General features: G+C 60.8%; 13 protein-coding genes. 6 read left to right on the top strand and 7 right to left on the bottom strand.

The annotated features are described in order from the left end of the window. Positions 1-185: 185 nt before the first annotated feature. Positions 186-1,379: a PIN-like domain-containing protein gene (locus tag AB4Z46_RS21710; protein WP_442285606.1), complete on the top strand. Its 1,194-nt coding sequence runs from the start codon at positions 186-188 to the stop codon at positions 1,377-1,379. 89 nt (positions 1,380-1,468) lie between these two features. Here AB4Z46_RS21710 and AB4Z46_RS21715 read toward each other — a convergent pair whose 3' ends face one another. The 6 genes from AB4Z46_RS21715 to AB4Z46_RS21740 form a co-directional block, all read right to left on the bottom strand. Further along, positions 1,469-2,797: a phospholipase D-like domain-containing protein gene (locus AB4Z46_RS21715; RefSeq protein ID WP_442285607.1), complete on the bottom strand. Its 1,329-nt coding sequence runs from the start codon at positions 2,795-2,797 to the stop codon at positions 1,469-1,471. 145 nt (positions 2,798-2,942) lie between these two features. Continuing rightward, a complete protein-coding gene (herA, locus tag AB4Z46_RS21720; RefSeq protein ID WP_442285608.1) occupies positions 2,943-4,712 on the bottom strand; it encodes an anti-phage-associated helicase HerA in 1,770 nt (589 codons plus the stop codon). Next, entirely contained in the window at positions 4,709-5,944 is a 1,236-nt protein-coding gene (locus AB4Z46_RS21725; RefSeq protein WP_442285609.1) for a DUF4297 family anti-phage-associated protein, read from the bottom strand. Before AB4Z46_RS21725 ends, herA begins: the two co-directional genes overlap by 4 nt. A gap of 498 nt (positions 5,945-6,442) precedes the next feature. Beyond that, positions 6,443-6,751, bottom strand: a complete 309-nt coding sequence (locus AB4Z46_RS21730; protein ID WP_442285610.1) for a hypothetical protein — start codon at positions 6,749-6,751, stop codon at positions 6,443-6,445. Between the two features lie 221 nt (positions 6,752-6,972). Further along, the gene (locus tag AB4Z46_RS21735) at positions 6,973-7,329 is read right to left on the bottom strand and encodes a hypothetical protein (protein WP_442285611.1); all 357 of its coding nucleotides are present in this window, start codon (positions 7,327-7,329) and stop codon (positions 6,973-6,975) included. A gap of 367 nt (positions 7,330-7,696) precedes the next feature. After that, positions 7,697-8,044 carry a zinc ribbon domain-containing protein YjdM gene (locus AB4Z46_RS21740; protein ID WP_442285612.1) on the bottom strand — a complete coding sequence of 116 codons (348 nt, stop codon included), beginning with the start codon at positions 8,042-8,044 and terminating at the stop codon, positions 7,697-7,699. Positions 8,045-8,214: 170 nt separating this feature from the next. Here AB4Z46_RS21740 and AB4Z46_RS21745 point away from each other — a divergent pair, with 170 nt between their 5' ends. From AB4Z46_RS21745 to AB4Z46_RS21765, 5 genes are all read left to right on the top strand, one after another. Then, the gene (locus AB4Z46_RS21745; protein WP_442285613.1) at positions 8,215-8,988 is read left to right on the top strand and encodes a sterol desaturase family protein; all 774 of its coding nucleotides are present in this window, start codon (positions 8,215-8,217) and stop codon (positions 8,986-8,988) included. Next, on the top strand, positions 8,969-9,925 hold the full coding sequence (locus tag AB4Z46_RS21750; RefSeq protein ID WP_442285614.1) for a fatty acid desaturase: 957 nt from the start codon (positions 8,969-8,971) through the stop codon (positions 9,923-9,925). The genes AB4Z46_RS21745 and AB4Z46_RS21750 overlap by 20 nt, the downstream gene beginning before the upstream one ends. A 3-nt stretch (positions 9,926-9,928) precedes the next feature. Continuing rightward, positions 9,929-11,845 carry an iron-containing redox enzyme family protein gene (locus AB4Z46_RS21755; RefSeq protein WP_442285615.1) on the top strand — a complete coding sequence of 639 codons (1,917 nt, stop codon included), beginning with the start codon at positions 9,929-9,931 and terminating at the stop codon, positions 11,843-11,845. Beyond that, positions 11,829-12,749 (top strand): DUF6999 family protein, encoded by a 921-nt coding sequence (locus AB4Z46_RS21760; protein ID WP_442285616.1) that lies wholly within the window; start codon positions 11,829-11,831, stop codon positions 12,747-12,749. The genes AB4Z46_RS21755 and AB4Z46_RS21760 overlap by 17 nt, the downstream gene beginning before the upstream one ends. 797 nt (positions 12,750-13,546) lie before the next feature. Further along, the gene (locus AB4Z46_RS21765; RefSeq protein ID WP_442285617.1) at positions 13,547-14,581 is read left to right on the top strand and encodes a hypothetical protein; all 1,035 of its coding nucleotides are present in this window, start codon (positions 13,547-13,549) and stop codon (positions 14,579-14,581) included. Between the two features lie 100 nt (positions 14,582-14,681). On the opposite strand, the gene AB4Z46_RS21770 is transcribed toward AB4Z46_RS21765, so the two are convergent. Next, a partial coding sequence (locus AB4Z46_RS21770; RefSeq protein WP_442285618.1) for a molybdopterin cofactor-binding domain-containing protein occupies positions 14,682-15,068 on the bottom strand: 387 nt, incomplete at its 5' end.

Consider the following 15,068-nt stretch of genomic DNA (forward strand, 5'->3'; position numbering starts at 1 on the left):
CCCCCGGGACGGCTCTCCGAACGTCGCGTCGACTCACCTCCTCTCCACCACTGTGGGCGGGGAAGATTTCCCGCGCAAGCATGACTCAGTGCGGTTCACCGTGGCCTCGCCCTTCTGCCGGATCTGTCATTCAGCGACACTTCGAGCTCTTCCGAATCAACCGAGAGTCACGCGTTCGAAAATATATGAACAAACTGAATAGAAGCCACGCCGACAAGAATTCCCGCTTCGGGCTTCGGCCAAAGCAAACCGCCGCGTCCCTACCGGAGACATCACGCCAACTCCAAGCCGCACTTTTCGACAGCGAATGCCCCATCTTCCTTGATACAAATATTCTGATCTGGAGCTTCGGACTAAATGAGAGTGCGTCTGCAGCTTGGCAGAAGTGGTTGTTTTGGCTCGGCGATCGACTGACAGTACCGGCTTGGGTCGTGCACGAATACAACCAACTTAGCGGCAATCCGGAGATTTCTAATCCGTACAAAGGGCTTCCCCGCAAGCTAAAGGTCGTCTTCGACGAACTGATTGGAAGCGCAGCTCGCGCACTGGACAGCGGTTCCGCGACCTCGCTCAACTGCAGTTCCAAGGTGGACTTGGAACGACGCTTGACCGCATCAACGGACTTCGTTTTGCGCGTCGGCGAGGCAGTGTCCAAGAGCGATCGAGGTCATCGGATGGAGCTTCTGAAGTTCTACGAAACCCTGCTTGCAGAGCGATCGCGTTCCGCAGACATTCACGCCCTGGGCCGAGCAGCCCATGCGGAGTTCGACGCTCGTAGTGCGCTCCGCCTTTCTCCAGGCGGAGAGGATGCAGGCAAGCCAGAGAACCATTGCGGCGACCTCATCATCTGGAACGAACTCCTGGCGCATTGCGTCGAGGCGGGGCAATCCAAAGCACTGCTTGTAAGCAACGATGTCAAGCCGGATTGGTGCTATACGCCTCAACGGCTCGTTCTGGAAGGCGGCAAGGAAATTCCATGGTCCGACAGCGCGGCGAGGGGACTGCGGCTTCCCAACCCCGATCTGATAGCAGAGTTTCGCGCGCACACCGGAGGCGAGGGTCTTGTGCTGGCATCCATTGTGCAGATCATCGAAGCGTTGGCCTCCACGACCAACAATACCGCCGGCTCTGCAGATTTCAGTGTTCTGGCTCAGGCGATTCGCGCGGACCGAACACCCACCGATCAAGCCGTTGATTGGTTTCTTGAGAACCCAGGCCCTTACAGTGAAGCGATGCACCGCGTAGCCGCATGGGAAATTTCTCCGGATGAAGTGGACCAGGAGAATTTTGAAGAGTGGTGCCGGCGACAGATGGGAGACGCAGGTTTCCGTCTCGATCAGGTCAACTGGACGACCGTCTTTTGCGCTCTCTTTATCTAGACCAGCGGTCTCAATGTTGAGTAGACGTAGCCAGTCGCCGCCAACTCAAGCTGCTGCGTGAGCCCATTGACGGAGGCCAGTGGTCGAGACTAGGAGACGGCCTCGGCGACGAGAACAGGATGCCCGTGGATGCGAGCCAATCGCACTTCGTGGATGCTTCCGACCTCCCCCCAGAAGAAATCATCCGCATGCTTTCCCGTGAGCGCTGTTTCGTAGCGAAAGGGGGTGAGCATAGCAACAAGCAGTTTTTCTTTGAATTCAAGCCAGCCGCTCACAACGCGCCGCGAGAGCGTGATGTCGGCTCGGCTTTCCTTTGGATCGCCCAATGTTGTTTTAGGGGTGACAACGACAATGTCATCAAGAGAAAAGAAGAGATCAAGCAAGACGCTAGCCCCATCGCGTGGGTTTTTGATTGCGACGATCACGTTCATCGCTCTCTTGGCGACAAAGTCCCAGTGCGCCTCGAAGGTGACCCTGAGCGTTTCGCCCGCGAACTCCACTTTTCTCACCAGCCTCGAGCTAACAAACGTGATGCGAGTCTTTGTCACGCGAGCCCATCCAATCCATCCAAGTCGAGGAATCACGCAAAGATAGCGTTCAGTCTTGCTCAAATGAATTTTTTGACCATCTAACGTCCAATCGGTGAAGTTTCTGCCGCTAGGGGCAATCAAGGAACGGAGGTTCTGAAATTCTCCTGTTGCCGCGAGTACCGCCTCAACACGATCAGATGATTGAGGTGCCTTGGACAGCGCGAGGGGCAGAGGCGGAAGACGTCGCACTGGTCCCAGCGCTTCGTGAACTTCCCGCAACTCCCTCACCCGTTCCTCGCGCTCGCGATGTCGCTCTCTCACTTGCTCATTTGCAGAGCGGATTGCTGCGCGCAGCTTCTTTGCGACGGCCTCAGCGGCAGCCACTGCCTCCTCCATGTTCTCGATCTGTGCCATCGTCACAAGTTCGGAGCCGTGAACCCAAGCCGCCAACTTCTGTTCGACCCGGTGTAGCGAAGGTGGGTCCGTTAGCGCGACGCTAGCCTCCTTGTTCCGGGTCCCACCATGAGTCAAGTTCTGACTACCCACACTGGCAAAAACACCCGGAACCAACACGATCTTTGCGTGTAGCCGTGGGACGTGAAAGACGCTGTGCCCGTTTTCGATACAACGCCTCAATGCGCCAAGATCTGATGCGCGCTGGATGAATAGCTCGGCATCGAAACAGGTGTAGATGGTCGCAGCGCCTCTACGTACCTCCGACAACGTTTGGATCACGAGGCCAGTGATGTATGGCGAAGCGATGAAGATACGCGGGACGTCGTTGTGCGCTTCCTTCCGCCAACGTGAAGCAATGTCGGCCAAGTAGAGCCGCCCTTGCAGGGCCGCCGACCGACTCATCTGCAAGTCGCTCCAAATCGATCGCAACATTTACTTTTCATCGGTCGATGTGAGTCTGACGTCCAACGGTGGCCTAGAGATCGCCGGACTTGGTCGATGTCGCACGGGAGCGCTACGCCTGATCGCGGCAACACCGATCACGGCCGGCAGGGCGATGCAAGGAATCGAGCAGACTTTACTCCTTAAGCCAAGTCTTTTTGATGCCGGCGAAATCGAGCTTCTTCCACTCATCCTTCCAGAGCTGGTAGTACGGAATGTCAGTAGATGATGGGGCCGGGCTGCAAGGCGCGATTTTGACCAGCGAGGGCATGACGACCGCTTCACCGATAAGCAACGCCTCGCCCGCACCCAACGTGGGCAACTTCTCGCATAGGTTGCCGAGCGTGTCAGGCAGCAGGCGTGATACGTAGCTTTGGTCGCTCGGGTTAGTCAGTCGCATGGCCAGGAAGTTTGCACACTGCGAGAAGATCGTCTCGGAAATCTCTGATGGGCGTTGGCTTGAAAGCAGCAGAGTGACGCCGTACTTTCGCCCTTCCTTGGCGATTCGTTCAATCGAAAACTTCGAAGCCCGAAACTTGGCAAGATCGCTGTTCGGCACGTACTTGTGCGCTTCTTCGTAGACCAAGAGGATCGGAGCATCGTTGTTGATTGACTCCCCTGCCGCACTCCGCATCACTTTGTAGTGGTAGCCATACTCGAACAGAATTCTGGAGATCAGCGAAACGGTGATACTGAGCACCTCGAACGGCACGCCACTGAGGTCGACCACGGTAACGTTGGATTGCGTGGCCCCGTAGCCGATAAGGCTCATCAGGGTGCCCTCAAGCGTCGCTGTATCTGCCGCTTTGCCGAAGAGGAATTGAAGTCGGTCCTGGGCGACCTTAGATTCGAAGCGCGTGAAGAACTTGTCGAGTGACTTGTCCGCGTAGCTGCCGCCGGTGATGCTCTGAGCCTTTGTCGGGTGGAAGGTGAGTCGCTTCTCGAAATAGAGGTCCAGCCGCTGATCCGCATTCAGCTCCAGTCCGTGGGATGGGTCCGTCTTGCCTTCAGCGAGGAGCGTGTATGTGCCATCCATCACCATGTACCGCGCCTCATTCTTCGAGTTCACGGTTTCGTTCTTGATGTTGTACAGCGCGTTCAGGACCTGATGGATATCGAACTTCACGGGGCTGTCGTAAAAGACGAACTTTGCCCCCTTGTTGTGCCTCTTCTTGTTTTCAGTGACTAGCTGCCGAAAAACGGCGGACTGGTTGTAGTTGTCGCGCTCGCCTGTGTCTAGCAGCACCTCTTCGAGCTCTTCGCTATTGAGTAGCCAATAGGGAAGGGTCAGGGTGCTCGCATCCAGAAAATTTGCGCTCGGGAACGCTGATTTGTATTCGGAATGGATGTCAAAGATGACGACGTGCGAATTGTTTAGTGCAAACTCGCCGCTCTTCGATTCGACAGCGGACTGAATAATTCTTGCGATTGTGTGCGACTTGCCCGCACCCGTCGAGCCGACCACTGCAAGGTGCTTATTGAAGAATCGATCCCCATCCACCGGCACCTGAATCTTGGCGTTTGATACCAGCGAACTGAAGACAAACTTCTTGGCAGGCTCGACAGACTCCTCGAAGATCTTCTTGATGTCGTCCTCGGTGGCTGGAGCCACCCCGGTGGGCGGAATGGTGAGCGTGTCGCCGCCCCGGACGAACTTTCCATCGACAATGATGCCGAGTGGCAGCGCCTCAATGATATGGCGCCGCTCAGCCTTATCGGTGACTTCAATACAGAAGTTTTCGATGATCGCTATCAGCGCGCAATCTTCACTATCGGTGATCCGCAGATAGGAACCGACCTTGATGCTTTTTCCATCAGAAAACGCTGCGATGTCGCTTACCGAGATCTTTACTCTATCCGGGAAAATCGCAATGACCTCGGCCTTGATTTCGCTTGTATCACTCATGCTTGCATGACCTCTTGAATAAAATAGGAGCTGCTACACTTGATCGGGTGAAATGCGCCTCCTTTGGGGACGAGTGCATCTTCCAGTTGAGTCGTCTTGTACAGGTCGTAGATTTCAATAAATGAGCCTGTGATGGCCGTGACGGCCGGTGCCAACTGATCTTCTGCTGGAATGAATTTGATCCGCCAGAGGTTTTCCTTCACGGGATCAGAGGCGAGCAAAGCAGCCGAGAATTCGGCTCCATGGAAAGGATAGCCGTCGTTAAACTTGACCCCCTTCTTCCAAAGGCTCGCCTTCAGATCGATCAATTCCGACGGCGCGATGCCTCGCAGCAGGACGTAGGGTGAGAATCTGTCCTGCGGCGGCGTTCTTGCGAGCTCCTTGTGCGAGAAGAATTCGCCAAGGTTGGCAAGCATCTTCGCCGTTTTGAGCACATCAAATTCACCCTGCATATCAATCACAAAAATCCGCGACGCCTTGGGCATTTTTGTGGTGTTGAATTTGAAGTGCTTTCGGCGAATCAGTTTCGCGTAATAGTCAGCGCCGAACTTCTGCTGCAACCAAGAGCTGAAAACGACTTCCTTGCGATCAATTTCTTTCAAGAATCGTTCGCGTGTTATCCTGCGCTTGGCCTCTTCGGCTTCTACGGCCAAGCCCTGGATAACATTGATTGCGCTAGGGTAATAGAAAATTTCTGCATCTACAGTAGAGCACCCCGAAATCTCTGAAGCCAGAAGATTGACGAGCTTTTTTTGCTGCTCTTCGTAGGACGGGGCATTTACATCGATATCAAGCAAATCCCGAAAAGCGACAAGCTGCGCGGCGGTGATTTTCAGTTCCTCATGGACCTTGTGCTGCACTTTTTCCTTGGCAAACGTTAAAAAGTTTTCCTTCAGAAACTCTTCGGTAAGAGGTAGCACAAGCTTGCTCTGCCCACCCTTATAGTGCCCGTAAAGCCTATATCTGTGGATTTGATCCGTCGGGCACCCGTGCGCATGGAAGTGCCTAAGCATGAGAATCACTGCTTCTTTGATCACCGAGTGGTTGTATTCAGTACCCTCGTAGTATTTGCATTGCATCAACTCGCTGTCGTCCCCATCGTCAAGGTCGATATCTTCAATACCCTCGACAGTCACGGCTGCATGTTTAGACGCTTCGAGCAGGCGCACGATTGTCTGGTCGAACTGGTAAAAGTATCCTTTGATGGTTGCCGTAGCGCTGCGATCAGTCACAGTTGGTTCCTCTTCTAAAGGGCAGCAGCTCTATATCCGAGGCTGCGCAGGGCAACACTCAGGTCCTGCCATGCCTGCGGGTGGCCATTGAGAATCAGGGTTTGGTGACGGGCCGCGGCGTCGTAGAGCACGCGCTTCATCTGCCCGCGACAGCGCTGGCGGTCACGCTGCATCGACATATCGTAACAAATGGAAACCACGGCGCGGAGGCCAGCGGAGGCCAGCGGAGGCCAGCGGAGGCCAGCGGAGGCCACGTTGCCAGGAAGCGACAGCGCCGGCTGTCTTCCATGTAGGCATCACCGATCAATCAAAGGCGGACCGCCTAACGCGCCCACTTATTTCGCGTGTTGAACGTCAGCAATGCGCCGGCTAGATCGACGCAGTGAAAGTCAGCAATGCTGACTGACCGCGTGCTCGCTACGTGTGGCGAATGCCCGCAGTCTTGAGCAGACCATCGGAGCCGCGCTCCCCTCGAGCCCCGTCCACCTCACGACCGATCTACCGACTCGCCTTCATCCTCTCCCGCACCCCAATGATCGTCCCCCTCAACGCCTGCAGCTGCCGCTGCATATCCGCATTGAGCACAGTCACCAGCCCCCGCAGTTCATCCGGCTCGATGTGAAACTCCTCGATCCCGTCCAACGGAGGAATTCGAGGCGACAGAAAGCTCTGCAGGCACTCGTACGCCCGGTGCGAATCAGCCAGATTGAAGAACGCATCCTCGACCTCCGAGAAATACGTGAGTGCCGACTCGTTCGGGTCTGAAGACTGTGGCGCTGTTGGCGCCTCTTTTTTGGCGACTGGCACGCGACGCCGCTTCGCAGCAAGCGTTGCGGGTTTGACGGACTTTGAGACCTTTGAGGAATGCGCGAGTGCGCGAGCAGACATAGCCATTTTTTCGGCCTCCCAGTGAATGCAACTTGCCTCACCCGCCGCATCCGCGATGAAACGGACGCGGCAGCCCGAACGGACTTGAAGACTTCATGCGGCCCAGGCGGCCGCGTGAAGCTACCAAGCCCTCACCCCCTTCAGTGCATCACCTTCCGCGCCGCACGAATCGCCTCTTCCACCGTCTGGACGCGCCGCCCCATCTCTGCATTGACCAACTCCATCAAGGCCGTCAACTCACGGGGCTCGACAAGAAGCCGCTCGACGTTCCGCGTGTTGAGCGACGCCAGGAAATTCTGTACACAGTCGTAGGCGCGATGCGTCCAGCGCAAGTTGTAGAACGCGTCTTCGACGAGCAACGCCGCCGAGATGATGGTCCTCTTCTTGGCGTGCTTCTTGGTTTCGGCGCCTTTTGCTGGGTCGTCACCAGCGGCCTTGCGTTTGGTGGTTTTTGACTTGGCGGATGTCGTCTCCGCCGTGCGAACGGTCTTAGCCATTTTTGGTCTCCCTGACTGCGGTTGCTGAAACCGCCGCCCACTCGAAGGAGAGGCGGCGGCTCGAACGGGTTGGAAGACCGGAGAAGACTCTTACGAAGAAAACCGGCAGGGCTCGCGCCCTCCCGCCCGAGCCGCCTAAAAAGGGGCACGCGCGGCGAGAAGCCGCAGGCCAAAAAGGCAACTGCGGCTTCCGCCGTAAAAGTCTTCTAGACGGGCTTCCAAACCCGATCGCGCCCTTTTTCGACGCGACTCGCGCAGTATGCCAGCGCTACTGCGTTTGGCGCACGCTATCCAGCGTGCGAATCGTCTGCCCTTCAGTCGAAGAAACCGGGACGCACCCAACGCCGGGCACGAACCCCGGCAGGCCTCACGCCTTCCGCACGAACTCCGACTTCAGCTTCATCGCCCCGATGCCGTCGATCTTGCAATCGATGTCATGGTCGCCATCGATCAGCCGGATGTTCTTCACCTTGGTGCCGACCTTCACCACCAGCGACGAGCCCTTGACCTTGAGGTCCTTGATGACGGTGATGGTGTCGCCTTCGTTCAGCACGTTGCCGACCGAGTCCTTGATCACCCTGCTGTCATCGGCCGCACCTTCGGCGGCAGCGGCCACCGCGGGCCATTCGTGGCCGCATTCGGGGCAGACCAGGTTCAAGCCGTCCTCGTAGGAATACTCGGAATTGCATTGGGGACAGGGCGCTAGGTTGCTCACGGCGGAGGTCTTGTTCGTATCAGGTTGGGGGGGCTGGATCATAGTTTCCTTCATGACGTCGCCGCCCGATTACCGCGAGCGCGGCCGTGTGACGGTGAGGGAAGCCAGTCGCGTTGCTGCATCGCTCCGACCAGGGAAGGGGCAGCCCACTTCTGCTGTAGCCTCGGGGGATGGCGCAGACTTTCACTTCGTTGTCCGCCCCTCAGGTCATGCTGTGGGGCGTTCTTTTTTTCGGTGGCATCTACCTCGGCTTCGGCGGCCTGACGTGGCTGCTGACGAAGCGCTTGCTGCCGGCGCTGGGTGTCGGGCGCGAGCTCGATCCGCGGCCGCTGCAGCCGGGGCAGTTGCGGCGCGAGCTGAGGCAGTCGGGGGAGTCGGTGCTGATCTTCGGGCTGGGCATGGTGTTTCCGTGGGGGCTGCTGCAGCTGGGCTGGGCGCGGCTCGACGGCGATGCGACGTGGCGGCAGATCGTCGTCGAGATCCTCGTGCTCGCGGTCTGGAACGACGTGCATTTCTGGATCAACCACCGGCTGCTGCACACGCGCTGGCTGCGGCGCTTTCACGGGCCGCACCACCGCTCGTTCGTGACCACGCCGTGGGCGACCTACAGCTTCCATCCCGTCGAGGCGCTGATGCTCGGCAACGTGATCCTGCTGCCGATGGTGGTGCACGACTTCAGCTTCTGGTCGCTGGCGGCGGTGCCGGTGTTCAGCCTGTTCTTCAACTGCATCGGGCATTCGAATTACGACTTCTTCACGGGCGTGTCATACGGCCACTGGTTCGCGGCGAGCCGCCGACACCATCTGCACCATGCCCTGCACAACGGCAACTACGGCTTCCAGTTCACGTTCATGGACCGGCTGTTCAGGACGCGCATCGCGGCCGACGCGGCCGAGCCGGTGCTTCAGGCGTTCCGAAAAAAGCATGCCGCAGCGACGGCCTGACGACGCCAGCCGTCGCCGGCCGGGGTTGCGCCACTGGCGCGACTGGCAGAGCCTGGCCTACCTCGCCGCCTTGCCCGCACTGGCGGCCTGGCAATGGCTCCACGGCTTCAACGCGCTGCTGTACGGGCTGATGCTGTTCCTGACGCTCGGCGTCGGCGTGATCCATCACAACCATGTGCACCTGCGCATGTGGCGCAGTCGGCGCATGAATCGGCTGACGGACTTCTGGATCACGCTGCTGCAGGGCCACCCGACCTTCGTGTTCTGGCCAGCGCACGTGGCCAACCACCATCGCCACCGGCACGGTCCGAAGGATGTGGCGCGCACCTACCGCTTCGGCGGCGACACCAACCACCTGTGGGGCTATCTGCTGCATCCGTTCCAGGCGGTATGGGTGCTGATGCCGGTGTTCTTCGCATGGCTCGCGCGGCTGCAGCAGCACCGGCGCGGCGCATGGCGCTACTGCATGGCGCAGTACGCGCTGTGGCTGGGCAGCTGGGCGGTGCTGCTGGCACTCGACTGGCGCAAGGCCTTGGTCTTCGTGATCGTGCCGCAGTTGCACGGACTGCACTGGCTGCTGGCAACCAACTACCTGCAGCACGCCCATGCAGATGGCCGCAAGTCCGTGCGTACGGCCGCGCCGAAGGAGGCGCACGGCGATACCCCCGGTAGCCGGCTGAACTACGCCCGCAATTTCGAGGGGCTGGTGAACCCCTTGCTGTTCAACATCGGCCTGCACACTGCGCACCACGAGCACCCGCATGCCCATTGGTCCGAGCTCACGCACCTGCATCGCACGCGTTATCGCGCGCTGGTGGACCCCGTGCTCAACGAGGGTGGACTGGTGCCGTACATGGTGCGCGTGTTCGTGCTGGGGGCCGTGTGGCCGCGTTTTCGCAGCCGCCCGCTGATGCCTCCCGATTCTTCCTTCACCTGAACCATGCCCGTCTCATTCCAACGCGTCTACCTCGAAAGCGCCGGCTACTTCATGCCGGGCGAGCCCATTCCCAACGACCGCATGGACGCGTACATCGCGCCGCTCAATCGCATGTCGGAGCGCATCAAGCGGCGCATCCTGGCGGAGAACGGGATCCTCACGCGGCACTACGCCATCGACGCGGAGGGCGTGACCCTGCACACCAACGCGCAGCTGGCTGCTGGCGCGATCCGCGACTGCCTGCGGCGGGGCGGAGCGGAGCTGTCGCGCGTGTCGCTGCTGGCGAGCGGCTCCTCGGGCGGCGACGCGCTGATGCCAGGTTTCGCCAACATGATCCAGGGTGAACTGGCGGCGCAGCCGATGGAAACGCATTCGGTGCACGGCATCTGCGCGGCGGGCGTTTCGGCGATTCAGGCCGCCGCGCAAGGCATCGAGCTGGGCGCGCACCGCTCGGCGATGGCGGTGGCGAGCGAGATGCCGTCGCGCCTCTTCAAGCGCTCGCGCTTCGCGGCGCGCGGCTATGAAACCGACTTCGACTCCCATTTCCTGCGCTGGATGCTGTCGGATGGCGCGGGCGCCTTGCTGCTGTCTGACGGCACGCCCATGCTGGCCGGCGCGCCGGGGCTGCGCCTGAAGCTGAAGTGGGTGCACCAGCGTGCCTTTTCGGGCGACTACCCGGTCTGCATGCAGCTGGGCCTGACCGAAGACCGCGCGCGCGGGCATCTCGATTTCGGCTCCTGGGCCGAGGCCGAGGCGGCGGGCGCCTTGTCGCTGCGGCAGGACATCCGCCTGCTGCCGCACCTGTTCGACATCGGCATCCACGAATACGCGGGGCTGGTGCGCGACGGCTGGGTCGATCCGAAGCGGGTCGATCACTTCCTGTGCCACTACTCGTCGGAGAAGTTCATCCCGGTGGTCGAGGACCTGATGGCCAAGGCGGATCTGTCGATACCGCGCGAGCGCTGGTGGAGCAACCTCGCATGGCGCGGCAATACGGGGGCGGCGTCGATCCTCGTGATGCTGGCCGAGTTCCTGCATACCAAGACGCTGAAGCCTGGCGAGCAGATCTTCTGCTACGTGCCCGAGTCGGGGCGCTTCATGGCGGCGTACATGCTGCTCGAAGTCGAGGCGGCCGATGCGGCTCCCGTGGCGGTGGCTCCCCGCGCGGCGGCGGCGCCCGACGACGATCTGGTGATCGCCCCGCCGCACGACCCGGCCGCAGCGCCCGAAGGCCTCGGCGCCTTGCTGACAGAGCTGGCCGCCATCTGGCACGACTACCGCTCCTGCGTCTGGCGCACGCCGCTCGTCCGCCAGATCCGCGAGCGCCGCTTCGCCGTGCCCGACTACCTGAACTGGATGGAGCAGTGGGTGCCGCAGGTGCGTGAAGGCAGCCTGTGGATGCGCGAAGGCGCTGCCTCGCTGAGCGAGCCCTACCAGATGCTGGCCTCGCTGATCGGCGTGCACGCAGGCGAGGAGCAGAACGACTTCAACATCCTCTTTGGCGACTACCGCAAGGCCGGCGGCGCGGTCGAAAAGATCGAAGACCTGCGCCGCAACCCCGGCGGCGAAGCGCTCAATGCCTATTTGCACGGCCTGGCCGCCACGCGGGACCCGATCGGCCTGCTCGGGGCGATCTACATCATCGAGGGTACGGGCCAGCGCATCGTGCCGGCGCTGTTGCCGCTGCTGAAGGCCAGCCTGAAGCTGCCGCCCGATGCCTTCCGCTTTCTCGAATACCACGGCCACAACGACGAGCAGCACCTGAGCCGCTGGCTCGCGGCGGTCGAGATGGTGATGGCCGTCGAAGGGCAGGCGCGCGCCGCCCGCCAGATCATCGACACCGCGCGCCACACGGCGGCCCTGTACCTGATGCAGTTCCAAAACGTCACTGAGCGAATGCCCCATGGATCGAACACCTGATTTCCTGACGCAGGCGCACGACGAGCGCGACCCCAGTCCCTGGCTGGCGCTGTATCTCGACCAGAGCACGCCGCTGCCCGACAAGGTCAAGGCCGCATGGCTGGCCGATTCGAGTTCGGGCTCGCGGCAATACCTGTTGCCGTTCCTGCGGCCGATCGCGCGGCTGACGATCATCCTGATCCAGATCGTGAAGGTGTTCCTGCCGCGCAACTGGTCGCACTCGATGCTGCTGCACCGGTTCCTGGCCTGGGGGCTGAAGCGCTTCGTCTCGCCGGAGGCCAACTGGCTGATCCTTCGGCACTTTCACCTGGGCTCGCAGGTGCTGGCCTTCATCGGGCGGAATTCGCCGGTTCCGGTGGCCACCCACCCGCTGGAGCCGGCCGACATCGACGCGCTGAAGGACGAGACGTTCCTGAAGCACGACCTGAATCTCTTCAACTTCGTGATCCGGCTGAACAAGGCGCTGCGCGACAAGGGCTTGGCGCTTTGCAAGGCGGAAAAGGTCGATTTCTCGATGATCAGGGAGCCGGGGCTGCGCCTGGAAGACATGCCACGGGGCAGGCTGAATTTTCTGGATCTGCAGAGCGCCATCGAACTGTTCACGCCGCTCTACCAGCTGATGCTCACCGACAACGATTTCTGGCGCGCGGCCAATTCGCTGCAGCTGGACGAAACCATCGGCATCTACACGGCGACGATCCTGGCGGCGCCCGAACATCTGATCCTGGTCAACAACAAGCACCCGCTCGTGCCCCTGTCGACCCTGCGGGCAGGGTATCGGCTGGTGATCCACGGGCTGTCCACCGAGATGCTGCACAGCCTGCTCCGACGGATGCAGGCGGCGCAGAAAGCCGGGGAGACAGAGTGTTTCAGCGCCTCGGTGTCGGCGCCGATTGAATCCTGAGCCCGTCTTTTTCCAAACGGGCCGCGGCGCCCCTCAAGCCGGCTTGAACGGCAACGCCCGCACAGGCTTGCCCGTCAACGCCTGCACTTGCGCCTCTACGCTCTGCGGGTTGACCGCCAGGTTGCAGTGCACGCCCGCCGTCACTTGGTGCAATGTGGGGTGCCATCCTTCACCGAGGCTTCGACCACATACGCCACCTCGCGTCTACCAACACGAAAACGCCTGAGCTCGCGTGGGCGCTGCGGGGCAGCGGCTCGGCGTCGGCGAATGTACTCGCCGCTGTGCGAACGGTCTTAGCCAATTCTTTCTCCCTGACTGGCCAGCGTGGTCACGACGGAAGGTCCTTTTCGTGTCGGGATTGAAGCGCGTAAATCGTGGGCCGACCGCCATCGGAGACTTGCCTCACAAGAAATGGCGGGGGGCAACTTCAGAGAATTCTGAAGCCCGTTTCGATGCCCTCCATCGATAGACTTTCGCTCCAACGCGTGCGGGTGCCCACGGCGGGATTCGGACTTTCGCCCGGCTCGTCGGCAACACCACGTCAGACCTTCTGAAGTGGTCACGCTTGGCTCCCTGCCCTGGCTGCACCGCTATCGGCGAGACGCAGCAACCAGTAAATGACGGAAGACCGTCCGTCATTCACTCGGCCCAAGAACCACAACCTTAGAGAACGAAGAATGAGAATTTCAAGAGTCATCGCATGCTCGACGCTATTGGTCGCCCTTTTGTCTGGATGCGGCGGCGGCGGCGGGGGAACAGGTGGGCTACTCAGCGCACCCAGTTCAAACGATAGCGGCTTGAACACGATCGCCGAGGCAGTCATTCCTAGCGCTCCTGGCGCGGGATCAGGCGACGCTGGTACCGGCACGGATTCAGGTACGGAGGCGGGTGCGGGCACGGATCAAGGGACAGTGCCGGACACGGGCGCGCCGATTGCGCCGAACTCGGTCAGGCTGCAGAGCGACTCAGGCGACTACGTCGGCGGGGGCAAGCACTACGAATATTCGCGCGCCAACTCGTTGCTGACTCTCCAGGCGAAGGGGGGCCACCTGTCCGTCAGGGTCACCGGCGATGAAAGTTGGTTTGCCGATTTCGCGCTGCCCGCCGCGATGACCAAGGTGCAACCGGGCACCTACGCAAACCTTCTTCGTTACCCTTTCCACAACCCGGTCACCGGGGGGCTGAGTTGGTCCGGCGATGGCCGAGGTTGCAACAAACTCACAGGTTCGTTCACCGTCAGCAGCGTGAGCTACGTCGGCGACGTCCTCAAAGCAGTTGAACTGAGCTTCGAGCAGCATTGCGAAGGTCGCGCTCCCGCCTTGCATGGTCAGATTCATTGGAACGCCGACGACCTCTCCGTTGCGCTTGGCCCGGTCGATCCGCCTCCTGCGAGCTTGTGGGCGCCTGCCGCGGGCCAAACGCCGGCCACTGGCAACTATGTCTACATTTCGAGCGATCCGGGCGACTACATCGGCGGGGGCAAGACCTCCGTGTACACGCCGGATACTTCACTCGTGGGCGTGAGCGAGAGCGGAGGCCGTCTTTCGGTGCAGGCGGACGGCTGGTCCGGCACCTTCGTGACGATGAACTCGGTCACTCAACTTCAGCCGGGATACTACGGCGGCCTGAATCGCTACCCATTCAACAACCCAGCGACGGGGGGCCTGAATTGGTCGGGCATGGGTCGCGGATGCAACACACTTCGAGGCTGGTTTGTCGTCGACGCGGTCACCTACGTCGGCACGACCTTGAAGTCGATCGACCTGCGATTCGAACAGCACTGCGAAGGCCTCACACCTGCACTGCACGGCAAGGTTCATTGGGTGTTCTGACGCAGTCGTCGCGGAAGTCAGCCCTCGCCTCTTGCCCTCGACACGAGGCCGAAGGGCTCCTCGGAGCTCGGCGCCTGCGGGTTTTGCCGCAGCGCCCCCCTCAAGCCAGCTTGAAGGGCAACTCCCGCACAGGCTTGCCCGTCAACGCCGCCACCGCATTCGCAAACGCCGGCGCCAGCGGCGGCAAGCCCGGCTCGCCCATGCCGGTAGGCGCATCGGCGCTGGGCACGATGTGCACGGCGATCTGCGGCATGTCGGTGATGCGCGGCACGACGAAGTCCCCGAAGTTGCTCTGCTGCACCACCCCATCCTTCAGCGTGATCGCAGCCCCCGGCAGGCACATCGACAGCCCCATCACCGCCGCCCCCTGCACTTGCGCTTCCACGCTCTGCGGGTTGACCGCCAGGTTGCAGTGCACGCCCGCCGTCACTTGGTGCAATGTGGGCGTGCCGTCCTTCACCGAGGCTTCGACGACATAGGCCACCAC

The sequence above is a fragment of the Variovorax sp. M-6 genome, assembly GCF_052114385.1.
Taxonomy (GTDB): domain Bacteria; phylum Pseudomonadota; class Gammaproteobacteria; order Burkholderiales; family Burkholderiaceae_C; genus Variovorax.